This window comes from Kaistella yonginensis, assembly GCF_030409525.1.
In the GTDB taxonomy this organism is placed as follows: Bacteria; Bacteroidota; Bacteroidia; order Flavobacteriales; family Weeksellaceae; genus Kaistella; species Kaistella yonginensis.
This window is the reverse complement of sequence record NZ_JAUFQB010000052.1, coordinates 1-23403: the sequence shown is the minus strand read 5'-3', so window position 1 is coordinate 23403 and position 23403 is coordinate 1. Positions and strand designations below refer to the sequence as shown.

The window sequence follows — 23403 nt, the reverse complement described above, 5'->3', positions numbered from 1 at the left end:
GCATAAGATTTCCTTTTCTGGAAGTCTTTTTTATTTTCTTAAATTTACGCTTATTAAAAAAAATAAAATGAAAAATGCCTATATCATCGATGGAACCCGGTCAGCCATTGGAAATTTTAAAGGAAATTTAGCGCCGGTCAGAACTGATGATTTAATGGCTTCTGTACTGAAAAGTCTCATCGAAAAAAATCCGAATTTACCTTTAGATCAAATAGATGATGTAATTATCGGCTGTGCAAATCAAGCAGGTGAAGACAATCGGAATATCGCAAGAATGGCTTTGCTTTTGGCTGGTATTCCGGTGCCTGTTCCGGGGGAAACTGTTAACCGCCTCTGTGCGTCAGGAATGAGTTCGATTGTTCAAGCAATGAGAGCCATCAAAGCAGAGGAAGGCGATCTTTTTATCGCTGGTGGTGTGGAGGGAATGTCGCGTGCACCTTATGTTCTGTCCAAATCTGAGTCGGCCTTTGGGACTGATTCCAAAATGTATGATTCTAGTTTTGGATGGCGGTTTATCAACCCAACGATGGAAAAAATGTACGGCATTGAGGCCATGGGAAAAACAGCAGAAAACCTTGCTGATATGTATAAAATTTCCCGTGAGGAACAGGATGTCTTCGCCTTTAATTCTCAAATGAAAGCAAAGAAAGCACAGGAATCTGGCCGTTTGGGGGAAGAAATTTCGGAGGTGATGATTTCACAAAAAAAAGGTGAGGCAATTGTGATTAATAAAGACGAATTCATTAAGCCTACTTCCACGTTAGAGATCTTAGGGAAATTAAGACCCGCTTTTATTAAAGAAAACGGAACGGTAACGGCAGGAAATGCCTCAGGACTAAATGATGGTGCTGCTGCAGTAATTATTGCCTCTGAGGAAGCGGTGACAAAATATAATTTAAAACCTTTGGCAAAAATAGTTTGTTCCGCTGTAGTTGGTGTTGAACCCCGAATCATGGGAATCGGTCCGGTAGAAGCTACTAAATTAGCGTTAAAAAGAGCGGGCCTCACCTTAGATCAAATTGATATTATTGAATTGAATGAAGCTTTTGCGGCGCAAAGTATTGCTTGTTTAAAAGAACTCGGAATTGCCACTAACGATCCCCGAGTCAACGTAAATGGTGGTGCCATTGCGCTCGGTCATCCGCTGGGAATGAGTGGAACCAGAATCACCTATTCTGCCGCCTTAGAACTGCAAAAATCCGGAAAAAAATATGCGCTGGCAACCATGTGTATTGGAGTTGGACAAGGTTATGCCATTATTTTAGAAAATTCGACAAAGTAATTGATCTGCCAGTATTCAACCCTTTCCCTCCTAAAAAGAGGGAAAGGATTTTTAAAATATAGGGAATTAATGGGGTTGAATTTTCGCGGGATCATCATAATTCACCATCCAGTTTACGCCAAAATCATCGGTTAACATCCCGAAATACGCACCCCAAAATGTATTTTCCAATGGCATGGTCACCTTCGCACGGCGCGCAAGCCCATTAAAAATACCTTCGGCTTCCGATTCTGATTTGGTATCGATTGAAATCGAAATATTATTTCCGACCACTTGATCGTGCATCCCAGGTATAAAATCGCTTCCCATTAAAATTGTACTGGGTGAGACGCGCAACGAAATATGCAAAATTCTATTTTTAACTTCATCAGAAAGTGATGGCATGCCCTCCACCGGTGGCATTTCACCAAATTTTGAAAGATAAGTGAATTCGCCGCCAAAAACCGATTTATAGAAATTAAATGCTTCTTCGCACTGACCATCAAAGGTTAGGTAAGGATTAATTGTTGCCATAATTTTGCTTGTATTATTGATTTTTCCAAAGGGTTGAATAATTTAATTTTCCATCATAACTGTTCCAATCACCGATGAATTGAATGAACTGGTTATCAATCTTTTCGGTTTTTTTATTCCACATAAACGTATAAATGAACTTTCCTTTTAAAATTCCGGAATGTTTACCTGTAGCTTCTTCCGCCAATTCATAATCACCAAAAACGGTATTTCTTTTTTTGCCCGGTTTATATTTATTAATTTTCAGCTTGCCTTCAAATTTTGTATTTGTATTTTCTACCAAAGAAAAACCTGAAATAAAATATTCCTGATCGTTCATTTTATTCTGTTCAGAAAAGTTAATTTTCACTTTCATCGGTAATTTTGCCGAACTGATGGTCCCAATATAAGGTTGGGAATTGTTCATCCAAACGCTGGAAATATTGGGCATTTGGGCAAATATATAAGTACTGAACAGCAGCAATAATAAGGTTAATTTTTTCATGATTCGGGTGTTATTATCTAAAAATTACTTTATCGATATCGTAATGGTGAAAATTACCAAACCAAAGTTGGTCTGTTTTCCCATCCTCTTTTTTTAAGTCTCCTTTGAAAGTTACATTTCCCGCCATATTGGTTTTCACCAAAGTTTCATCCGTCTGCACCCTAATCTTTCCTATAAAAACACCAGAAAGCTGCTCTGGTTTTTCTTTAAAATTAAAATCTCCAAAAAGCAAAATACCTTCTACAGAATCTCTTACTCTGAATTTTTCTTTAAAAATAATTTCACCCTGAAATTCCTGCCGCGTTCCTTCAAAATCAGTTACGCCAACCACCAAATATCTTTCGGGTTGTTGTACATCCTTTTTAACAGACTCAAATTTTACTTTATACCTCTTATCTTTGTTGGCCTGACCTTCATAAAAAGTATCTTTATTAAGAAGCTGTTCCGAGAGATCAAGATTCTTGTACGGAAAAGTATTCTGAACTTGAGCTGATAAAAAAGTTGAAACACATATAAATAAAATAAATAAACTTTTCATAATTTAAACTCCAAACTGTTCGAGGTGATGATTCAGATGCTTTGCAAACATGTTGTTCCATTCCTGGGCTTTGAGTTTTCCAAAAGAAAAAGATTCTTTACCATCAAATGCATCTCGTCCTAATTGTTGCGTTTTTTGAATAAAACCGATTAACCGCTTTTTTTCCAAGTCGAAATTCTGGCTTTCATTAATAACGAATTGCGGTGCGGTGGGGGAATTTCGTGAATAGCTTTTTTCTCCTACCACCTTTGATTTTACAAAATTCTTTAAAATAAACTTTGCAATTCCGCTTGGTGCTTTGTGTTTCTGCGGTTCGTAGACCATTTCGTACGTCACATTGCAGTGCGCCAACATTTGGTCAACCGACATTTTTCCCCAATTCCCTTTGGTTTCAGGCGATAGTTTGTTGATTCTATCGATATAATTCTGAGCTTCTTTTGTGGTGAATACGTCTTGCATAATTTATTTTTTTCTAAACAAAAATAGAATTATTTACGCAAATAGGCTCATTTTAAATTTCACTTCTTATTCGGCTTAATGTTTCCTGCGAAATACCGAGATAGGATGCGATCATTCCCAAAGGAGCACGCAGAATAATATTAGGATTTTCATCTAAAAGTTGGGCGTATTTCTCCTTAGCGGTCATGTGTTGCAAGGAACTGATCCGTTTGGACATTTGGGTCATTAAATTCCCCAGCAAAAACCGACTAAAGTTTGCAGAGGTTAAAGAAACCGCACATAAATCTTCTAATTTTTTGTAGTCGCAAAAAGTGATGGTACTTTCTTCTAAGGTTTCAATGGTATAAATAGAAGGGACATTATTAAAAATAGTGTCGATGCTCCCAAACGATTTTCCTTCGGAATAAAAATTAGTGGTAATATCTTTTCCTTTTTCGAAATAGTACGTTCGTGCCAAACCTTCTTCCATGTAATACACATTTCGGTTGTAGGTATTTTGCTGGCTCAATAATTCACCTTTTGCATAAGTTTTGGTTTGCGTCTCGTTGCGGAAAAAATCCTCGGTCAGAGCGTCTAATTTTATGTATTTTGAAATTTGATCAAGAAGTTCCAAGGTATTCGTTTTTACAAAAATAGAGAAAGATTTACGAATAGGTGAAAGTTCTTTGTTATTAAACTGAATTTTGAACGCAGCGAAGTCTGCAGCCCGGCCTGAATGGAGCTCTTTTTGCGGAACGAAGTGAAGCAAAAAAGCGGGAATGGAGGACGGAAATGTCTGCCCTAAAAAAATAATGGATCTACCTTCGACAAAGTCAAATAGCTTCGCAAAAAAAGAACGTCCGAATTATAAAACCCGGACGCTCCCAACAAACAAACAGTATGAAAACTGCTTTTCTTAATTTCTGAAAATTGATCTTATCCTATAGAATAAGATTTGGGTTTTCTTCTTCATGCGTTTCTTCTTGGTAATTTTCAGAGATGTTATATTTTTTAAATAGAAAATGAATTTTAATTTTCAGCGCAATCCAACCTAAAATGAAATAAACCCAGGCTAAAATTAAAAGATGTATTAAATATTTTTGGGTCAGAAAATCGGAACCGTTTTGCACGACCATGATTTTCAAGGCTTCCAAATAAGGTGTTAAAGGGATAATAGCGGTAAAACTTTTGATAAATCCGGGCATGGCAAAAGTTGGCCAAGTAAATCCACTGATGATAAATGCTGGCGAAGCGATCACCATTAAATACTGGGTTGCTTTCAACGCATCGGGCACTAAAATACTGACCAAAACGCCCAAATTGGTTGCTGCTACTACAAATACGGCGGTGATTAGAAAGAAATTCCACAGATTATCGGGCACTGGTATTCTAAAATACAAACTGCACAGGTAGAAAAACAGAATATTGAAATTGGCAAAGATCCATATTGGCAGGCATTTTATGGCCATTACCACCACTGCATATTTCTCTTTTCCGGCAAAATCTTTAATGAATGATTCTCTTTTAAATTCTTCTGAAAAAGTGACCGCCATCGCCAACAAAATCACCTGTTGTAAAACGACCGCCATCATAGCAGGCCACATGAAAATCAGATAATTACTGGTGGTATTGAAGAGGGTAATATAATTGGCTTTAAACGGTTCAAACTGGGTTTTTGCCAAATCGGCATTCATTCCTTTTTTTTGCAAAGCTTTAATTTCAGCACCGGCGGAAAATGTTCCTAAGGTGAGTTGAATTGCTTTTGTCGCAAAATTCGCCGTCAAAACATTAGAGGTATTGACATAGACGTTCACTTCGGGATATTTTTTCTGAAGCATCATCGCCTCAAACCGCTCGGGAATTACGATTACAGCAGCTGCTTCTGTTCTGATGGTTTCATCTTTCAGATTCGCTGGTTCGTTGATATAGCTTAAAATTTTCAAAGCCTTGCTGTCTTGCAACATTTCCACCACTTGGTTAGACAAGGGCGTATTGTCGTGGTTGACCACGATGACTGGAATATTTTCTACTTTTCCGGATTTGTATGTAAAGCCGATGAGTAAAGCGTAGAAAATCGGCGCTAAAAAGAAAACGGAAAGCATTGTTTTATTGGTGAAAAAGAGGTAGAATTCCCTTTTCAATAAATATCTTATTTGTTTCATTTTGGGTGATTACATTAAAGTTGCACTTATTTCAAAGTCACATTTGAATTCACCAAAATATCTTTAGTCGCTTGCCGATTTTCTGGAATTACTTTGATTTCATAAATCGCTTCTTCGGGTTCATAATCTGGAAAAGCAGTGGTGATATCTGCATATTTTGCCAATTGTTTAATGGCCACAATTTTGCCAGAAAACTCTTTTTTATTATAATTAACCAGCATTTTTACGGTCATTCCTTTTTGATACTTTGCAATTTTAGATTCAGGAATGGTAAACCGGAAGTAGGACGTATCTGGAATATAGCCGGTAAATAGCGGATAACCGGCAGTTGCTAATTCGCCTTTATTTAAAGAGATGGTTTCGATTTCCATATCATTGGTTGCGATGATGTATTTTTCTGAGTAGGCTACGTTGGCTTCTTGCAAAGCCCCCTTAGCCTGATTTTCCTGACCTTGTGCCATTTCTATTTTTTCAAATCGTGTTCCCAGTTCAACATCATGAAGTTCGGCATTCACGGCGTCTAATTGTGCTTTTGCACCTTGGTATTTTGCAAAATATTCGTCATAATTTTGTGGTGAAAGCAAACTGTCTCGGTACATATTTTTAGCTCTGCCAAATGATTTCTGAGCATATTGAAACTGTTCCTGCAAGCCTTTTTGTTTGGCCTTCAATTGCCGGAGCTGATCGGCTGTAGCCCCATTTTTTGCCAACAGCACTTGCGCGCTAGCGGCATTCGTTGCGCCTCTTGCCTGCGCAATTTTTGCAGAAACTTCGGGAACATCTAAAATTGCGAGGGTATCCCCTATTTTTACGCTTTGACCTTCTTCCACATTAATGATGAGGATTCTGCCGCTTAATTTTGGGGAAAACGAAATGACTTCCTTCATTGTTTTTCCGACGATTTCTCGTTCGGGTTTAGAATCCTGACACCCACCAAGGGCGAGTAAGCTTGCAAAAACTAAAGAGGTAATTATGGTGTTTTTCATTTTTATTGTTTGTTGTTTGTTGTTTGTGATCATGTCGAAGAAAATTCGATTTCTTTTTTTATCAATTCTCTTAAAGTCTATTATCTATTATCTTGTAGTCTATTATCTTGTAGTCTATTGTCTATTGTCTATTGTCTCTTTAGTAAAGTTTATCGATTTGCAAATTTTGGGTAGATTTCATCAATTCGATGGCGCTTCTTCGTTGATTAAATATAGCGGTCTGATAGTCCAGTTCGGTATTTTCATAATCATTTTCCGCGTCAATTAAATTGGATGAAGTTTTGGTTCCGTACCGGAATTCTTTTTCAACCTGTTCTAAGCCCTGTTTTGCAATTTCACGGGCTTTTTGTTTCAATTTAATCTGGGCATTAGCAATCTTATAATTGGTTTGATTATTTGCTAAATTAAGATTTAATTTTTTCGAGGCGTCGCGTTTTTTATTTTCTAATAGCTCTTTTTCAATTTTTACTCTTTCGACCAAATGCTTTCCTTCATTACCATCAAAAATATCCCATTTAAAACCAACTCCGGCTTGAAACAAAGGGAAGACATTTACGTTGGATGGATTAAGATCTAATTTTTTACCGCTGTTGGGCAATAACTCTTTGGAAGTGCTGATGCTATTATTGTATAAACCAAAATAGCTTAGCGAAGTTTGTGCCTGAACTTTTGGAATCCACCATCGTTCCTCTGCTTTGATTTTGTAATCTGTGGCTTTAAGGCCATGATTTAAAGCCTGAATTTCTACTCTATTTTCTATACTTTGATCTAAAACTTCGTAGGTAATTGTTTCTAATTTGGGCTGTATAAGTTCAATCCGGTTGCGATCAACTCCTGTTAATAAATAAATTTGAGTAATCAACAATTCTCGCCTGCCTTCATATTCCACCAATTTAGAATCTAAAAGCGCTTGCGCCAACTCAATCTTTTTGCGGTCATACGGAGTTATTAATCCATATCCTAAAGCTTTATCAGCGGTTTTTCGGTTGATATCCAATCGTTTTTTGGCCTCATTTAATACATTCTTAGATTCTTGAACCAGCGCTATTTGATCATAGGCTTTTGAAATTTCGGTGATGATTTCATCCCGACTTTTCTCCATCAATAAATTTTCAGAAATATTTTTTTCACGATTGGCCGCTTTCAGGTATTTTACCTTTCCACCTGAATATAATAGAACACTTGCTTCGGCTTTGGTTAAAGCAGAAATACCTGAAATATTCAAATTATTACTGAATTGACCTTCGGGAATGATGGCACCTGGAAAAATATTCGGTATTGGCGGAATCCCAATTTCTGGAGATTTTAGATGAACTGAAGTATACAAATACCCCGCTTGTCCAGAAACTTCTACTTTCGGCAGAAATACATCCTTTAGCTTTTGATCGTCTAAGTGGGTATATTTATTTTCGAGTATTTGTTGGTTTAATGTTCCGTCAATTTGCAAGGCACTGTTTATTAACTCCTGTAAAGTAGGTGCCTGTTGGGCAGAAAAAACCAGCGGAAAAAAGAGCATGATTTTGCCCAAATTATTGATATAGGTTTTCATATTTTTTGTTTGTTTGTGAGTACAAAGGTGAGCATAATTAAGGCTGTATCCTTTGACATTTGTCAAAAAGAGACCTTAATGACGATTTACGTTGGCTTCATCTTATCTGCGATCATTTGGGCCCAAAAAAAATCCGCTTTTAATGAATGAAGCGGATTCGTTAATTAAATAAAATAAATTATTCCACAATGGTCACCTTCGTTCCGGTCGTATGCGAATTCATTTGTGGTGCGTAATAATTTTGCAATGTGGTAATTCCGTTGCTGAAAATTCCCGAGGCATTGCAAATATAATCGTATTCGAAAACGTATTTTCCTTTCGGCATATATTCGATGTAGAAGTTGGTAGAAGCATCTTTCGTAGATTGATAATATCCCAAATTATTTTTCCATTCGTAACCAGAAATCACATCTAGTGGCTCAAATCCGGCCGCTCGCATGTCTTTCAAATGAATGAATTCCATATTTCGGTCAGTATTTAAAATCATTCTCACCGTTACTTTATCGCCAATTTTTAAAGGAGCATTTTCCGAAATTTTTTGCAATTCTTCGCCATTTACGGTTTTTACTTTTCGGTACAATTCTTTGGTGATGGAAAGATAGGATTCGGAAGATTTTATTTTATCCAGATCTTCATAATATTGCCAAAATAATCTACCTTGAACAATTCCAGGTCCGGGTTTTGTTATCGTAACTGTTCCTAAATTTTTAGCTAAATTTTCTGATTTAATGGTAGATTTCACATAACCTGTTGCTTTTGTGTCCGGATTATTTAATTTTTTTCCGCCCCATATTACGGTGGCTTTATCAGATTCTTCGGAAGTCCAGGATTTCCCAGAGTTTAAAATCGTGAAAATTACTTCTGCTGTTCCGCGAGAACTTCCCCAAGAATTCACCTCTTTCTGCGTAACCAACCAAATTTTCATTTCTTCAATAAAATTGGTATCGTTTGGCGTGAGTTTATTGAAGGCTTCCAATGCACCAGCATGATTCACGGTTTTCGACGAATACCAACCCCAATCGTTCAGATTTTGTTTCCAATAAACGCCTTGGGTTTCTGTGTCGGTAGAAGTTTCTTTGAGGTAAGTCACTAATTTATTAGATAAAGCCGGCATTTGATAATTATCAAAAAGTAACGCTGCACGATGTAATCCATAGAACGTAAAATCGGTGATTTTCGCATGGGGTGCTTTTTGAATAACCAAAGTTTTCAATTTTGCGCCTTTTCCTTTTAAAGGATAATCTTTTTCCCAATAATTTCGGGTATCGAGATAATCTAAAACATAATTGTTCCATACATATTCTTTTTTTACATCCCAATATTTATGCACTTCAGAATCTACATAATCCACAAGCTTCTTAAGCATTTCTTTCTGTTCCGAAGATTGATAATCTGCGACATTTCCTTTCAACCATTCATTGATTTTTCCTAAATTTTTAAGAATATACAATGAGTTATAATACGAACTCGGATAACCTTGATACCAAGAAAATCCGCCATCTGGATTTTGCAATTTTAGCAATTCGCTCCAATCATCATTGATCGAGTTTTTCATATTATTCGCATCGAACAATCTCGCTAATTTCTGCATTTGTTCTTCCTCATTTTTACTTTCCAAAATCCAGGGAGTTTCTTCCAGAAGCAGTTGTTTCAGTTCCTGGTTTTTCTCTAAATTCGATTTCAACAAACCTTTTGATTGATATTCTTCAAAAACCAGTTTCAATTTCGGATTGGCTTTGAAAATTTCACTTGCCAAAACATCGGCAAACCATTTATTGAAAACGACATCTGCAGAATTAGTGGTGTCATTTTTCAAACTTGGCAAAGCAAACATAATTTCCCAATTCGGATTGGTCGTTAATTCCAAAGTATTTGAGAAATTGGTTGCAGTCGTCGAAGTATTTTTGGCTAAATTTTCGAGGACAAATGTTTTGGTTTGACCTTCTTTCACGAAAATCGGGATTGCATCGGTCACCAACATTCTGTTCGGTAAAACAGCAATTGCTTTTTGTTCTCCATCGGAGAAATCCCCCGCTTTTGCGACTACTTTAATAATAATGGAAGAAACATCGGTCGGAACTTTTACAGTCCAATTCACGACTCCATTTCCATTTTCTTTTAAATTAAACTGTTTTTGTGTTTCGTTTAAATTAAATTTAGAAGAAATATCTTCATTCGTAAAAGCATCTAAAATCTGCAATTGCGCAGTTCCGCTTAAAGGTTTATCGACCAAACTCGACAATTTCGATTGCATATTCAGTTCATCTCCTTCTCGTAAAAATCTCGGATAATTCGGCGTTACGGAAAATTCTTTTTGCGTAACCACCGTTTTTTCTAAAGTTGCAGAACGTGCATCTTTTGTATGCGCCAAAAACATCAATTTCCATTGCGTTAATGCTTCTGGAGAAGTAAATTCAAAAGTGACAATTCCATCTTTGTCGGTTAAAAGATTTGGATAGAAAAATGCGGTTTCATTGAGATTTTGCCGAACTGCGATCTTGTCTAAATCTACTTTAACTTCTTCAATTTCTTGAGTTTTTATCGTATCCCGTTTCATCTGCATTCCTGAAACTTTTCCAGAAACAACAGCATCTTCCATGACTTCCATTTTTGCCATCGGAACTGGAGCAGATTCATACATAACGTTACCGTAAAGCCCACCATCAAACCAATTAAATGCAGGCATCGATATGTTTTTCTGCTTTAAATAAGGAACTCTTTTGTTGTAATTTTCCTGCGACAAATTTTCATTAATTCCATAAGAAATCATCATGAAAAATCGTTGGTAAATTTCTCTAAAAGAAAAAGAATTTGCTGCAAATTGATCCAAAGATTTATCGTACATATTCGCTAAAACTTCAGCGTTGATCTTCTCTTTGTCTTCTCCCAAAACTTTTACCGTCCATTTTTCTTTTTGTCCGGGTTGTAATTTATCCCGGAAAGTGACGGTTTCTATGCGCAAAGGTTTTTTGTCGGAGGCGATTTTTAAATTGACACTTTCGGTTTGAACATCATTAAACGCAACCAACTGAAATTGAAGATTAATTTGATCGATTCTTTCATCTTTTGGAAAAGCAACTTCATATTCTAAAACCCCGTTTTTAAATTTCCTTTGTTCAGTTTGGGTTTCGCCATTTCCATTTTGCAAATAGACATTTACAAGCGCGTTTGGAACTGAAGAATACACAAAAATTTTCGCTTTCTCGTTTCGTCGATATTCACTTTTTAGCTGAATCACTTTCAAGAACGATTTTTGAGAATCGGTTAAGAATCTTTTATCGAAAACTTCAAAGATTTTTTCAGTTTTAATGGTGTCTTTTCCTTCGATGTTAAAGAGTTCAAGTTTGTAATTTCCGGCATTTAAAGATCCAAGATCTAAGATGTTAGATTTAAGATGATCATCATTGGAATTTTGATTTTTGTCTTTTGGTTGATGGATTTTTTCAATTAAAACTTTTTCTGTTTTCCATTCCTTTTCTTCTTTATTAAAATAATCGTGTGGAAATTTTTGAACAAATTCTGCTTTAGAAAAGTTCGGTAAATCCTGAATTTGATTTTCGAAATTATTTCGGAAAACCCTTTCTTTCGGTTGCAATTTCGATAGTTTTACTTGATAGGATTTATTTAAATTTTGATCATTGTAATTTTTAGTCTCCACTTTTACTTTTAAAGGTTCATCAGTGAAAGAATCTTTAATTTCATCCATTTTTATATAATGCGAAACCGAAGCCACTTTTACATTTTCATTCGCCGATTGCGTTTCTCCATTAATGTCGGTTACAGAAGCATTTATTTGATAATTATCAATCTGAATTCCTTCTAAAGTTTCATCTTTTTTCAAATCAATTTTAATGGTAAATTCTCCTTTTTCATTGGTTTTTACTTCGCCTAAAATCGAATTTTGGTTGTCGTTTCCACGTGGAAACCACCAAAAATATCTCCATCGAATATTTTGTTTTTTGATCTCATAATTCACAGTTGCATTGCTCAAAGCGACTCCAGAAAACATCATCGCTTTTCCTTTCATTTCGATGGTTTCGCCGTATTTATATTCCGATTTTATGGGTTCAAAAGTCACTTCAAATTTCGGACGTTTGTATTCTTCGACCCGAAAATATTTGGTCGCATCATCATCTAAATCATCAGAATCGACTTCCAGGGAAAATTGTCCATTGAGTTTTCCATTGGGTAAAGTAAAACTTCCGTGGTAAGAGCCGAATTCATTCGTAGTGAATTTTTGGGAAGAAATTTCTTCATCATTTGCATCAACTAATGTTATTTCCTGTGAAACCCCCGGTGAAACGGATTCTTTATCTTTCACTACTTTGGTATTAATTACCTTGAAATAAATGATTTGTCCAGGACGATAAATTCCACGATCGATGAAAATTTGGGCAAGATTTCGTTCTTTCTCTGTTTTAATTCCACCATAATAATCTCGCTCATAAACCTGCATCAGATTGTAATCGTTGGTTGCAGGTTGGTGAATTAAATAGTTTCGGTAATATCCATTGTCTTTTGTAATGGGAAAAGTAAAAATTCCCGATTGATCAGTTTTAGTGGGAAAAGCACCGACTGTTTTTTCGCGAATTATTTCATAAATTTTCAGATTTTCATTGGAAATGTGTTTGCCATTTTCCCGATCAACGATCTGCAATTGATTGGCAAAAGATTTATCTTCATTTTTCTTGTTGTAAATCACACGAGAATTAGTGACAATAAAATAAAAATTATCCTGAATGGCTTTTTCTACGACATATTCCGCCAAATAAATTCCCGATGGAAGCGGTTCTATTTCAAGAGAAGTTTTGTGATTTTTATAATCTCCCTTATCTTTTAATTCAAAATTTTCCTTTCTTACCAAAGATTTCTTTACCGCTCCGAAATAGTTTTTTTGATAAGGATTTGCGACATATTTCAGGAAGCTTTGTTGATCGTCTTTAACTTCATAAATATTTAAAGAAAATTTGGACACATTTTTTGCATCTGCAACCAAATGAATTGGCGTGTTCGATTGCGTATGTTTTTCGTAATGAAACGCTAAAGTCGGATTCAAAATTGTGTTGAGTCGATTGGTAATATTATTGATGAATTTCGATTTTGGAAACATTTCTTTGGCATCATTTCCCCAAATCAATGCCAGCTTATAATTCTGTTTTGCGCTCTGCAAATCCATAATCTCCGCTATAATTTGTACTTTGTAGTCGCCTTTTACACTTTCATCTTCCACCAATTGTTCTAATTGCTCAAAACGATTTTTACAATTACTGAACGTACATTCGTGATTCAGTTTTTGGTGTTTAAAATAGAGTTTGGAATTCTCCTCATTTTTCTGAATTAATTCTGCAAATAATTGTAAAATTTTTGCTTGATTTACTTTCAATTCATCTGGAGTGAACAATTGTGAATCTTTCAAAAACGCGATTTCGTTCATCGCATTCCAATCAAACAAAGTTGGGAAATACTCTAAATCTTGAGTTTGTTCAAAAATCGATTTGTAGGTCGACAACTGAATGTTTTTCAGTTCAGATTTTTTCGTTTCTAGTGAGGCAAAATGTTGCTTCAGAAAGTTTTTAAAATCCAATTTTGACCAGGTTTCAATTTGTGCAAAATCTTCTCCTTGGGAGACAATATTGGTTCTTTGGTTAATTTGCCATTGATTTTCGTTGTAATAATCGGTAAAAAACGCTCCTAACAAAACCTGATACAAAAATTTTGGTTCCCCTTTTAGTTTGGCATCAAATCCTTTCAACTTTTTAAAAAATTGACTCGAAGCATCATTGTTTGCATCATCATAAGTTTGGTTCACAATACTGAACTCTGCTTTCAACGCCCGAATAAGTTGCGTAGGATTATCTTCTTTCATCGCTTGATTTTGAATTTCTAAAATTAAAGGGAGATTCGATTTAAACTGGCCGATTTTATAGTTTTCGGCAATTTTTTTCCATTGATCATCGTAATATTTCTGGGCAAAAAGACCGTTGAAAGTAAACAGCAGAATAATGACAGCAAAAATTTTATTTTTCATAGATTTGTTTTCTAATTAATAACCTTACCGGTTTAAAAAAACCAAAAAGGCTGGTGTTTATGAACAGCTTAAATTTACTAAAAAAATACCTTATAGACAGTCAAATTTTCGTTTCTCTAATGGGAACTTTTTTTGCTGTTTTTTTTATGTTAGAGCAGAACATTATCAAAACCCCGACCATTGCGCTAATTTTCATTACGTACTTTAGCGGTTATCTGTATACCAAACACCAAAATAGCGGCAAATTATTTTATAAGGTTTTAATCATTAATTTTATTTCTGGCGTTGTCGTTACAGCTTTAATCTTGTACAACCACAATACCGATCGGTTAATCAAATGGTTGATTATTGTAGTGCTCGGACTTTTATACGATAGTAAATTTTTGAAATATTTCGTTCGCAAAATCCCTTTATTTAAAATATTTTATGTTGGTTTAATGTGGGCATTGATCAATTCCTGGTTGATACTGCCTGTTTTTCATCCCGCTATTTTTTGGATCAGCTGGCTCTTTGTTACCGCCTTGGTTTTGCCTTTTGATATTCGGGATATGAACGCTGATGACCTTATTACTTTTCCCCGATTTATTGGAATTCAAAACACCAAATATTTTGCCTACACGTTGGTCTTTCTAAGCTTGGTTACTGCGATTTACAATTTAAAATTTGAATATTCCTTCGCTTTCTTTCTCACGTCAACGGTCACTTTTATCTTCATCTTTTTTTCTGAAAAGACAAACAAAGAATCCTATTTTTCCTTTTGGGTGGAGGCTTGTAGTGGATTACCATTATTATTTATTTTACTAAAATGGCTCATTAATTGATGTTCAATTTTCCTAAAATAAAATTCCCTTGCATTCTAAATATATTTTCTCGCTCCTTTTATTTTTATCTTCCATTTCACTTCTATTTTCCCAAGAGAGAAAAGATTCCTTATATTTTAAAATCGAGGAGTTTTCTGATCAGAGGAAATCAACTAAATTAATTCACCGTTTTATATTTCGGCGCGTGCCCGATTCCGTCTCTGTAAAATCCAGAACCATAGATTTTTCCAAAATTTCTTACCAAGGAAAAATAATCAGGAATATTGCAATTGAAACCATAGATCCTTTTGGATATGAAGCTTCAGCAAAAGAAAAAAATTCAAAATGGTATGATCGATTGGCAGATCGCATTCATATCGACTCTAAAAAAGCAACCATTCGAAATTACTTACTTTTTAAAAAAGGAGAAGAATACAACGCTCAAAAATTGTATGAATCTGAACGTATTTTAAGAGACATGCCCTTTGTCAATAGAGTAAACATAAGCGTTATCGACCAGACAACGACCAACGATTCAATTGATGTCTTGGTAAAAGTTTTGGATTCCTGGAGTCTAAAACCACGGCTGCGATTTTCTGGGAATAAAATAGGCGCCGGAATCAACGAAGAAAATCTGCTTGGTTTAGGACACGAATTAAATTTTATTTACACCACTAATTTTAAAGAAAAAGAAAATAATATTTTCGGTAGTTACAAAGCAAATAATCTTTTGGGCACTTTCATCAATGCTGAGATTTTAGGTGAAAAAGATTTTTTGGCAAATGAAAGAATCAGCCTTACCGCACGACGAGACTTCTTTTCTCCACTGACAAGGTGGGCAGGAGGATTTCGCTTCGAGTATTTTATGAGAAAGGTGGCCATGCCCGTCGAAAATTCAGAGAATTTTCCTGAAGTTCAAATAAAAGTGTACAATCAGGATTTATGGGGCGGGTATCAATTTCCGGTTTTTGCAGGTGATAAAGAAGAAATTTCCCGAAACATTGCAGTCTTGGGTCGGTTTCAAAATTATCAGTATAAAGACAGTCCGCAGGTTGATCCACAAGATTTTTTCTCCACCTATACCAGTTTTTTGGCTACCGCGAATTATGTTGAAAGAAAATTCTCGGTGAAAAGAAATATTTTTGATTTTAACCTCCCAGAAGATATTCCATACGGAAAATCTATTGGGATTACGGGCGGAATGCTCAGTAGAAATAGTAAGGTAATTCCTTATGCCGGGATTTCTGCAGCCCTGGGAAGTTTCATCAATTGGGGATATTTTTCTGGAAAAGCTGAATATGGACGATTCTTTAATGAAGAAAAAGAAAATAGCGATTCTTTTCGCATCGAAGGAACTTACTTCACCAATTTACACCACTGGAAGTTTGCGCGGGTACGGCATTTCTTTTCGCCGACTTTCGCGTGGGGAAGTCAGCGCTATAATTCAAGTTATAAAGACCGAATAAACTTTTCTGCCTCAGATGAGTTTCCAGCGTACAGTGGTGATTTTATCGGAACGAAAAAATTAGTCCTTCGCCATCAAATGCAGTTTTTCGTACATAGAACTTGGAAGAATTTTCATTTTAATCCCTATAGCATCATCGCTTTAGGATGGATCTCTCAAAACAACCAAAAATTATTTCGGTCAAAAACGCATTCAAAATTCGGATTTGGGATTCTGATTAACAATCCTTATTTGGTTTTCAATAGGATCCAGGTCTCATTTGTTTATTATCCTAATGTACCGTTTGATCACAAACCTATTTTTGAATTTAATGAATATCGTAATAACATGTTGCCAATCAACTCATTGGGAACCGATTTGCCGCATTTTGTGAATTTTGATCATTAAAATTCCGTGTCTTTCAAGCAGTATACGTCTCCAAGGATTTATTTATCTTTACAGAAATTTCTATATAGATGATCGAGTGAAAATGTGCGGCGATTTCCCGAAATTCACCGATTAATTCATTGCCTGAAATTTCCGCAATTAAACGAAAAATTATGACCATTTGGGAGCGCAGAGAAATCCTGAAAAACTCGAAAATATTTTAGGATTATGATTATCAACAAATTAGGCCTGATCAACTTTAAAAATCATTCAGAACAGCGTTTTGACTTTTCTTCACAAATCAATTGTTTTGTGGGCAATAATGGCGTGGGAAAAACCAATGTTCTCGATGGTCTTCATTATTTGTCGATGGCGAAGAGCTTTCTCGGAAACAAAGACTTAAATAATATCAAAAAGGATGAAGATTTCTTCACCATAGAAGGAACAATTGATGATGGTGAGAAAGAAAATATCATCAAAATTCAGCAACAAAAAGACGCTAAAAAAATCATTAAGAAAAATGACAAATCATATGATAGAATGGCAGATCATATCGGATTTTTACCCAGTGTAATTATTTCTCCATACGATTCTAATTTAATTTCGGATTCGGGTGAGAGCCGCAGAAAATTTCTTGATGCCATGATTTCCCAAACAGATTCCGATTATCTTTTCAACTTAATCCAGTATCAAAAAACGGTTCAGCAAAGAAATGCGTTATTAAAAGATTTCGCAAAAAACAGATATTTCGATGCCGATAATCTGGAAATCTACAATGAACCCCTGGTTAGATTTGGAACAAAAATTTTTGAAAAGCGCAAAAAATTTACAGAATCTATCGTTCCCTTAATTCAAAATTATTATGAGATTATTTCTAAAGGAACTGAACAGGTTTCCATCATTTATGAATCTGATTTGAATGACCACCGTTTTGAAACTTTGCTAAAACAAAATTTAGAAAAAGACAGAATGCTCACGTACACGTCAAAAGGAATTCATAAAGATGATTTGCTTTTTGAAATGAATGGGATTTCCATGCGAAAAACTGCCAGCCAAGGACAGCAGAAATCCTTTTTGATTTCTTTGAAACTTTCGCAGATGAACAGAATTAAAGAATTAACCCAAAAAACACCGATTCTTTTATTAGATGACATCTTTGATAAGCTTGATGACACCCGGGTTTCCCAGTTAATCGCACTCGTAAATCAGGAACATTTTGGGCAGATTTTCATTACCGATACCAGTCGGGAAAGAACAGAAAATATAGTGAAAAGAATTAATGAAGAAAGTAAAATTTTCGAATTATAATTTCGTTTCGAGATATGTATTGCGCGTTTAAGTGCACACAGAAAGAGTTTAATAAATTTTAAAATACAATGATTTACAGAACATTAGCTATTTGTAAAATCGGTTTCGGTCTTTTTATAAAAACACAGGAGAAGATTATTTTTCTCAATCCCCATTTAGAAGAGGATTTTAAAGTTTTGAGAAATGATTATAATTTGTTAGGAGTTACAATCAACAATTATCTGAAATGGGGTCGGATCAACTGGATTGATGAAGAAGAAAACTTTAGTAAAATTTTAATACAACCCGAAACTCCAAAATGAAAAAAAAGAAAAGAGAATATCAATCCTCAGAACTGGTGAAATCCTTTGCCAGGTTATACGGTTTTGAAAATAAATTACTGGCTTTTGAAGTCAAAGATTTTCTACACGAATATTTAAACGATGCGCTTTTCAACGAAATTGAATCGGTTAATCTCCACAAGAAAATTTTAGAAATTAGAATAAAATCACCCTTACTGAAAAATGATTTTAGACTGCGAAAAACCTTTTACTTAAAGAAGTTTCAGGAAAAATTTGGCGAAGAACATTTTATTGATCTTTTGGTTTTGTAATCACCGTATTATCGACCATTTCCTTCGCGCTATGATCTAAAGTTGATCGAATCGGTAAGAAAAATCGAAACGGATTTTTCATAAAATAGCGGAAAATTTCTCGGTAAATTTCTTTAACCTCCCCAAAATTTACTTTTCTTGATTGGAAGGCCAAAATCATCGACAGGCCGAAACTCACGGCAAAATTGAAAAACCCAATTAAAAAAACGGTTCCAAAGGCAATCCAAAAAGTGGCTGAGCTGACCGAAAAATCTGCGCCATATAATCCTAAAGCAAAATTTCCGGAGGCAAAAGTGATGTGGCGAATATCCAAATCTAACCCGAAGAAAAGCCCAATCGGACCAGTGATTCCCAGAAAAATACCAAACCAGAAATTTGAAATAATGCCGGCCCAATTTTTCGCATAATATTCAGAAAGTCCTTTGGCGGTATTTTTTCCAACAAAATAATTCAGAAAAGGGTTTTTCTCAATCCTTTTGGGAATATGATAAAACACGGAACTGTTCCCAATATTCCCGGAAATAATCCCAGAAATGAATAGAAAGAAACCGGCAATACACGCGTGGAAAATCGCTTTCGACTGCACTGGATCTAAATCTTTTAACATTTTTACCGATTTTTCTACGGCAAAATTTTGCTTAAAAATCACGTCCATTCCATAAATAATAGCGAGTGCGATTGGGAAAGCAAACAAGACATTTCCCATAAATGCGATGAATTGCGTTCGGAATAATTTAGAAACCAAATGAGCAAAATCTACATAATTTTTTCGGGTGTTTTCGCCTTCAGAAAGTACTTTTGCCATTGTAGCAGCAGTCATTGCAGGCTGTTTTGTCGCTAAAGTATAATTCATTAAATAAATCATAATAAAGCCCATCGCATAATTAAAAGCATAAAGAAAAGCGTGCGAAAAATCACTACCCGGAATGTAGCCGTAGAGTAATTTCAACACACATAGACCGCCAACAATAACGCCACCACCACTCGCTTTCCAAAACATATTCATGTAATCCTTGGAGGTTGTAGCAATGTAATGAGAGCCTGTTTCTGCGGTGTGATTGGTAATCAAATGCGATTTTAGCGTCGTGCTGTCCGAGATTAATTCCCTTAAATTATTCTTGTGTGATTTATATTCTAATATTTTAAAAAACAGTCGTTTAGAGTTTTTCAGTACATCATCCTCTTTATCAAAAATCATCACAGAAAGAATATCATTCATTCGCTCCAGTTGCTGTCTTATCTTAATTAATGACTGGTTGATTTTCCCCGAAATACCGTATTTAGATGAGTTTTTAAAAGCCAATGCAACAAAATCTAAACATTGCTGCATTAAGACTTTAATCTGTTTATAATTAACACTTTTTGAGGTCAGCTGAAAGTGCTTATCTTCTCGGTAACTTTGATTAAGTAGATCAAGTTCATTTTGCAGGGCCAAAAATGGATTGTCGAAATTACGGTATTCGGGAGCCATATTCACCACCTGTACATCCATTGCATTCCCGATAATTCGCCAGGAAAGAATATTTAAAGAGAACAGCAATTCATTTTTAACACTGGGTTTTAGAATAAAACGATCTATTTTTAACAATCTAAAAATCTCACTTAAATGGTCTTTTTTCAGGTTTCTAAAAAACTCTAGATCAGTTTTCGGGCGCACCGAAACCGTATCGACCAAATACCAAATCGTATCTTCATTCTCTACACTAGGCAAAATTTTATCGAGCAACCTTTTTTTAAGTTCCGGATAAAAAGCGTTTTCAGATAAGATATTGGCTTCTGTTAAAGAAAGATTAAAAGGCTTTCCTTCAAATAGATTACGGATGTAATATCCCAAATGCTCGGTAACATCATCATGATCGCGTAGAAATTCTAAGATTTCACTGAAATCTTCCGACCGAATACTGCGCAATAATTCTATGAGTGGATCCAATGATTTGGCCTCATTTTTAAAACTAAAGTATTTGGTGAGAATCGTGGTAAAACTTTCTCTATGTCGAAAACTAAATGGCATATTATCGGTAAAGATAAATTATTTAAGCGTGATATTATTCATTTGCCGCATAATCCAATTGTGCTTTTTATTGAGGTAAGCAGAGGGATTTTTAGGATCATATTTTTGCGGATTGGGCAAAATTGTGGCAATCCAGGCGGCTTCACTTTTGGTTAGATCTTTAGCACTTTTATTAAAATAATATTTTGACGCAGCTTCTACCCCAAATACCCCACGACCCATTTCGATGGAATTAAGGTATCTTTCTAAAATAACATCTTTACCCCAAGCCAGTTCAATAATGAAGGTGTAAACTGCTTCTAAACCTTTTCTAACCCAAGAGCGACCTTGCCAAAGAAATACATTCTTCGCGGTTTGCTGGGAAATTGTACTTCCGCCGCGCAGTTTTTTTCCTTTCTCATTGTGTTTCATCGCCTTTTCAATGGCTTTATAATCGAATCCATTGTGATCAAAAAAACTTTGGTCTTCAGATGCGATCACCGCTCTTTTCACGTTGTTACCCATTTCATCATAAGGAATGTAATCTCTATTTAGTTTTCCGAACTCGATTAAACCACCAATTTGGGTAATGGTAATCGGTGGATTAAAAAATTTCCCCCACACGATAAATAAAATATTAGCGAGGATCATGGTGTAAATAAGTCTTTTCATTTTCTTCAACATAAACACTGAATTACTGATTCTGAATTTGCAAAAATAGAAATAAAAACTACTTCAACTCTTTTAAATATGTTAATTGATAATCTGGAAATAATTCCGGGTGAAAAATTTTGATATAATCCTTGAGTACAAGATCCGCTCTCACGACACCGCTTTCAAAGTAATCGTTTGATTTACCGACTTCTCTTCCTGTGATGGTGAATAATTTACCCTTATTATAAACCGGAAGTTGGGTGTAATTCGGATTGATTTGTAGCAATTCTTTTTTATTGGAGTGGTTTCCTACATTCACCCAATATTCCGCTTTTTGAGCTTTCATAAAAACCTCTTCAAAACTCATTGGGATTGCTTTGGTATCCGTATTATCTGCATTAATGTAGGTTGCGTTGGCATCTGTAATAAACTGTGCTAAATTTGATTTTCCACCGGGTAGAAACCATTGATTTCCGTACATTTCATTGGCCAACACCGTGGGTTTTTCAACAGTTGTTTTTGCAAGTGTCTTTAACGAATCATAAGAAATTGTAATTTTATGATAATTCATCAAGGACTCTTTTTCCTTACCTAAAAGTTTACCAAACAGTACCAAGTATTTTGATTTTTCTAAAGGATTCTGTTCTAAATATTCATCCAGAAAAATAATTTCAATTCCGTTTTTCTTGATTAAATCGTAGGTATTTTCAAAACTCGCGATATAATTGGTAAAAATAACATCAGGTTTCAAAGCGATGATTTTCTCAACCTCATATTTCTGTTCGTTTCCTACATTCTGAAGTTTTTTTTCCTTCACTAGCTGATGAACTTTTTCAGAATACACATATTCCGGACTTGATATTCCAATAATCTTATCTTCTAAACCCAGCGTGGTAAAATAACCCACCAAACTCGCATTCAAGAGAATTACTTTTTTATACGGAAGTTGAGTGGTTGGGATTGAATAGCTAAATTTCCCCGATTTCAATTGAAAGGTATTTCCTTCTTCTTTTAACTGAACATTTTCTGAGATCAATTGCCAATCTTTAGAGGTGGTAGAATGCTCTTTTTTACAGGCTAATAAAAGAAAAAACGATAAAAAGGTAAAAAAAATTGATTTCATTATTTGAAAGGAATAAAAAATTGTTATATTTGCAGACCTAAAAAAAGGCCTCGTGGCGCAACTGAATAGCGCACCTGATTACGGCTCAGGAGGTTACAGGTTTGAATCCTGTCGAGGTCACAAAAACCTAGCATTTCGCTAGGTTTTTTTATTTCTCTAGCAACAAAGAAACCCACTCTTCGCGCTGAATTTTCTTTTTCAAACTTAGATTTTGTTTGGTACAAACCTCCAGAATATCATCTACATCAAAGAAACATAAGCCGGAAAGTAATAATTGTCCGCCCTTATTTAAAATCGAAACATAAGTAGGAATATCTGAAATCAGAATATTCCGGTTGATGTTGGCTAAAATAACATCAAAGTTTTCACTTCCTAAATTCTCTGCAGTTCCTTGTGAAATTTCTAATTCTACGTTATTTCTTGCGGCGTTTTCTATGGAATTTTCTACCGACCATTCATCAATGTCGATGGCCACGGTTTTCCCTGCTCCTTGCTGTTTGGCGAAAATGGCTAAAACAGAAGTTCCGCAACCCATATCCAAAATGTTTTTATTTGCTAAATCCATGTCCAGCATTTGCTGAATCATCAAATAGGTTGTGGCATGATGACCCGTGCCGAAAGACATTTTGGGCTGAATAATAATTTCGTGAGGTAAGTTTTGATTTTTGTGAAATTCTGCCCGAATAGAAACCTGATCTTCTACATTGATGGGTGAAAAATTCTTTTCCCATTCCTCATTCCAGTTGATATTTGGCATTTCCTGAAAAGTATATGAAATTTTAACTTCTTGATTTTGAAGCAATTGCACTTCTTTCAGTTCTTCTTCTTTAAAGAATTCTTGTTGAATGTAGGCTAAAATTCCATCATGTTCTTCAGTAAAACTATCGAAACCGATTTCGATGAGTTCTGCCATCAGGATTTCATTCCAAGGTTGAAGTGGTGATATTTTAAAATTGAATTCCAGGTAATTTTGCATACTTATCTTTTTGCAAAAATAGTGATTTTAAGCGGGAATTGCGCCCCGACTTGATTTCTATGACACCGCCAAATGATTTTGATGGTTATTTTCATATTTTCTTCCAGATTTCAGGACCGCAAAGATGAGATGAATAATTTTGTTTCGTA

At 35.2% G+C, this 23403-nt stretch carries 19 protein-coding genes and 1 tRNA gene; 7 read left to right on the top strand and 13 right to left on the bottom strand.

The window, feature by feature from the left end:
- Nucleotides 1–67 precede the first annotated feature (67 nt).
- Complete coding sequence (locus tag QWY78_RS10425) at nt 68–1282, top strand: acetyl-CoA C-acyltransferase (RefSeq protein ID WP_290219552.1); 1215 nt, start codon at nt 68–70, stop codon at nt 1280–1282.
- A gap of 66 nt (nt 1283–1348) precedes the next feature.
- Here the strand turns inward: QWY78_RS10425 and QWY78_RS10420 are convergent, their stop codons facing one another.
- From QWY78_RS10420 to QWY78_RS10380, 9 genes are all read right to left on the bottom strand, one after another.
- Complete coding sequence (locus QWY78_RS10420; RefSeq protein WP_290219550.1) at nt 1349–1795, bottom strand: VOC family protein; 447 nt, start codon at nt 1793–1795, stop codon at nt 1349–1351.
- A 13-nt stretch (nt 1796–1808) separates the two neighbouring features.
- On the bottom strand, nt 1809–2279 hold the full coding sequence (locus tag QWY78_RS10415; RefSeq protein ID WP_290219548.1) for a hypothetical protein: 471 nt from the start codon (nt 2277–2279) through the stop codon (nt 1809–1811).
- Between the two features lie 13 nt (nt 2280–2292).
- On the bottom strand, nt 2293–2817 hold the full coding sequence (locus QWY78_RS10410; RefSeq protein ID WP_290219547.1) for a hypothetical protein: 525 nt from the start codon (nt 2815–2817) through the stop codon (nt 2293–2295).
- A 3-nt stretch (nt 2818–2820) separates the two neighbouring features.
- Nucleotides 2821–3276: a DUF1569 domain-containing protein gene (locus QWY78_RS10405; RefSeq protein WP_290219545.1), complete on the bottom strand. Its 456-nt coding sequence runs from the start codon at nt 3274–3276 to the stop codon at nt 2821–2823.
- Between the two features lie 52 nt (nt 3277–3328).
- Complete coding sequence (locus tag QWY78_RS10400; RefSeq protein WP_290219544.1) at nt 3329–4024, bottom strand: Crp/Fnr family transcriptional regulator; 696 nt, start codon at nt 4022–4024, stop codon at nt 3329–3331.
- 172 nt (nt 4025–4196) lie between these two features.
- Nucleotides 4197–5417, bottom strand: coding sequence for an ABC transporter permease (locus QWY78_RS10395; protein WP_290219542.1), 1221 nt, complete (start codon nt 5415–5417; stop codon nt 4197–4199).
- Between the two features lie 26 nt (nt 5418–5443).
- Nucleotides 5444–6403: an HlyD family secretion protein gene (locus QWY78_RS10390; protein WP_290219540.1), complete on the bottom strand. Its 960-nt coding sequence runs from the start codon at nt 6401–6403 to the stop codon at nt 5444–5446.
- 139 nt (nt 6404–6542) lie between these two features.
- Complete coding sequence (locus QWY78_RS10385) at nt 6543–7952, bottom strand: TolC family protein (protein ID WP_290219538.1); 1410 nt, start codon at nt 7950–7952, stop codon at nt 6543–6545.
- Nucleotides 7953–8130: 178 nt separating this feature from the next.
- Nucleotides 8131–13980 carry an alpha-2-macroglobulin family protein gene (locus QWY78_RS10380; protein ID WP_290219536.1) on the bottom strand — a complete coding sequence of 1950 codons (5850 nt, stop codon included), beginning with the start codon at nt 13978–13980 and terminating at the stop codon, nt 8131–8133.
- A 59-nt stretch (nt 13981–14039) separates the two neighbouring features.
- Here QWY78_RS10380 and QWY78_RS10375 point away from each other — a divergent pair, with 59 nt between their 5' ends.
- The 5 genes from QWY78_RS10375 to QWY78_RS10355 all read left to right on the top strand — a co-directional run bounded on the left by QWY78_RS10375 (nt 14040) and on the right by QWY78_RS10355 (nt 18511).
- Complete coding sequence (locus QWY78_RS10375) at nt 14040–14801, top strand: UbiA prenyltransferase family protein (protein ID WP_290219534.1); 762 nt, start codon at nt 14040–14042, stop codon at nt 14799–14801.
- Between the two features lie 184 nt (nt 14802–14985).
- Nucleotides 14986–16632, top strand: a complete 1647-nt coding sequence (locus QWY78_RS10370; protein ID WP_290219533.1) for a POTRA domain-containing protein — start codon at nt 14986–14988, stop codon at nt 16630–16632.
- Between the two features lie 207 nt (nt 16633–16839).
- Nucleotides 16840–17919: a DNA replication/repair protein RecF gene (gene recF / locus QWY78_RS10365; protein WP_290219531.1), complete on the top strand. Its 1080-nt coding sequence runs from the start codon at nt 16840–16842 to the stop codon at nt 17917–17919.
- A gap of 68 nt (nt 17920–17987) precedes the next feature.
- Nucleotides 17988–18221: a hypothetical protein gene (locus QWY78_RS10360; protein ID WP_290219529.1), complete on the top strand. Its 234-nt coding sequence runs from the start codon at nt 17988–17990 to the stop codon at nt 18219–18221.
- Entirely contained in the window at nt 18218–18511 is a 294-nt protein-coding gene (locus QWY78_RS10355; protein ID WP_290219528.1) for a hypothetical protein, read from the top strand. The genes QWY78_RS10360 and QWY78_RS10355 overlap by 4 nt, the downstream gene beginning before the upstream one ends.
- On the opposite strand, the gene QWY78_RS10350 is transcribed toward QWY78_RS10355, so the two are convergent.
- Genes QWY78_RS10350 through QWY78_RS10340 form a run of 3 tightly spaced genes read right to left on the bottom strand, consistent with a single transcriptional unit; the run spans nt 18489 to nt 22278 of the window.
- Nucleotides 18489–20522: a transporter-like protein gene (locus QWY78_RS10350; protein WP_290219525.1), complete on the bottom strand. Its 2034-nt coding sequence runs from the start codon at nt 20520–20522 to the stop codon at nt 18489–18491. The genes QWY78_RS10355 and QWY78_RS10350 overlap by 23 nt on opposite strands.
- Before the next feature lie 18 nt (nt 20523–20540).
- Entirely contained in the window at nt 20541–21185 is a 645-nt protein-coding gene (mtgA, locus tag QWY78_RS10345; RefSeq protein ID WP_290219524.1) for a monofunctional biosynthetic peptidoglycan transglycosylase, read from the bottom strand.
- A gap of 46 nt (nt 21186–21231) precedes the next feature.
- Complete coding sequence (locus QWY78_RS10340; protein WP_290219522.1) at nt 21232–22278, bottom strand: ABC transporter substrate-binding protein; 1047 nt, start codon at nt 22276–22278, stop codon at nt 21232–21234.
- A 46-nt stretch (nt 22279–22324) separates the two neighbouring features.
- On the opposite strand from QWY78_RS10340, the gene QWY78_RS10335 reads away from it, so the two are divergent.
- A tRNA-Arg gene (locus tag QWY78_RS10335) sits at nt 22325–22398 on the top strand.
- A gap of 28 nt (nt 22399–22426) precedes the next feature.
- Here QWY78_RS10335 and prmA read toward each other — a convergent pair.
- Nucleotides 22427–23254: a 50S ribosomal protein L11 methyltransferase gene (prmA, locus tag QWY78_RS10330; protein ID WP_290219520.1), complete on the bottom strand. Its 828-nt coding sequence runs from the start codon at nt 23252–23254 to the stop codon at nt 22427–22429.
- Nucleotides 23255–23403: the final 149 nt, after the last annotated feature.

Excerpts from the sequence above, each read along its gene's own strand:
- QWY78_RS10425 (WP_290219552.1), top strand. The coding sequence starts at position 68 with ATGAAAAATGCCTATATCATCGATGGAACCCGGTCAGCCATTGGAAAT.
- QWY78_RS10420 (WP_290219550.1), bottom strand. The coding sequence starts at position 1,795 with ATGGCAACAATTAATCCTTACCTAACCTTTGATGGTCAGTGCGAAGAA.
- QWY78_RS10415 (WP_290219548.1), bottom strand. The coding sequence starts at position 2,279 with ATGAAAAAATTAACCTTATTATTGCTGCTGTTCAGTACTTATATATTT.
- QWY78_RS10410 (WP_290219547.1), bottom strand. The coding sequence starts at position 2,817 with ATGAAAAGTTTATTTATTTTATTTATATGTGTTTCAACTTTTTTATCA.
- QWY78_RS10405 (WP_290219545.1), bottom strand. The coding sequence starts at position 3,276 with ATGCAAGACGTATTCACCACAAAAGAAGCTCAGAATTATATCGATAGA.
- QWY78_RS10395 (WP_290219542.1), bottom strand. The coding sequence starts at position 5,417 with ATGAAACAAATAAGATATTTATTGAAAAGGGAATTCTACCTCTTTTTC.
- QWY78_RS10390 (WP_290219540.1), bottom strand. The coding sequence starts at position 6,403 with ATGAAAAACACCATAATTACCTCTTTAGTTTTTGCAAGCTTACTCGCC.
- QWY78_RS10385 (WP_290219538.1), bottom strand. The coding sequence starts at position 7,952 with ATGAAAACCTATATCAATAATTTGGGCAAAATCATGCTCTTTTTTCCG.
- QWY78_RS10380 (WP_290219536.1), bottom strand. The coding sequence starts at position 13,980 with ATGAAAAATAAAATTTTTGCTGTCATTATTCTGCTGTTTACTTTCAAC.
- QWY78_RS10375 (WP_290219534.1), top strand. The coding sequence starts at position 14,040 with ATGAACAGCTTAAATTTACTAAAAAAATACCTTATAGACAGTCAAATT.
- recF (WP_290219531.1), top strand. The coding sequence starts at position 16,840 with ATGATTATCAACAAATTAGGCCTGATCAACTTTAAAAATCATTCAGAA.
- QWY78_RS10360 (WP_290219529.1), top strand. The coding sequence starts at position 17,988 with ATGATTTACAGAACATTAGCTATTTGTAAAATCGGTTTCGGTCTTTTT.
- QWY78_RS10355 (WP_290219528.1), top strand. The coding sequence starts at position 18,218 with ATGAAAAAAAAGAAAAGAGAATATCAATCCTCAGAACTGGTGAAATCC.
- QWY78_RS10350 (WP_290219525.1), bottom strand. The coding sequence starts at position 20,522 with ATGCCATTTAGTTTTCGACATAGAGAAAGTTTTACCACGATTCTCACC.
- mtgA (WP_290219524.1), bottom strand. The coding sequence starts at position 21,185 with ATGTTGAAGAAAATGAAAAGACTTATTTACACCATGATCCTCGCTAAT.
- QWY78_RS10340 (WP_290219522.1), bottom strand. The coding sequence starts at position 22,278 with ATGAAATCAATTTTTTTTACCTTTTTATCGTTTTTTCTTTTATTAGCC.
- prmA (WP_290219520.1), bottom strand. The coding sequence starts at position 23,254 with ATGCAAAATTACCTGGAATTCAATTTTAAAATATCACCACTTCAACCT.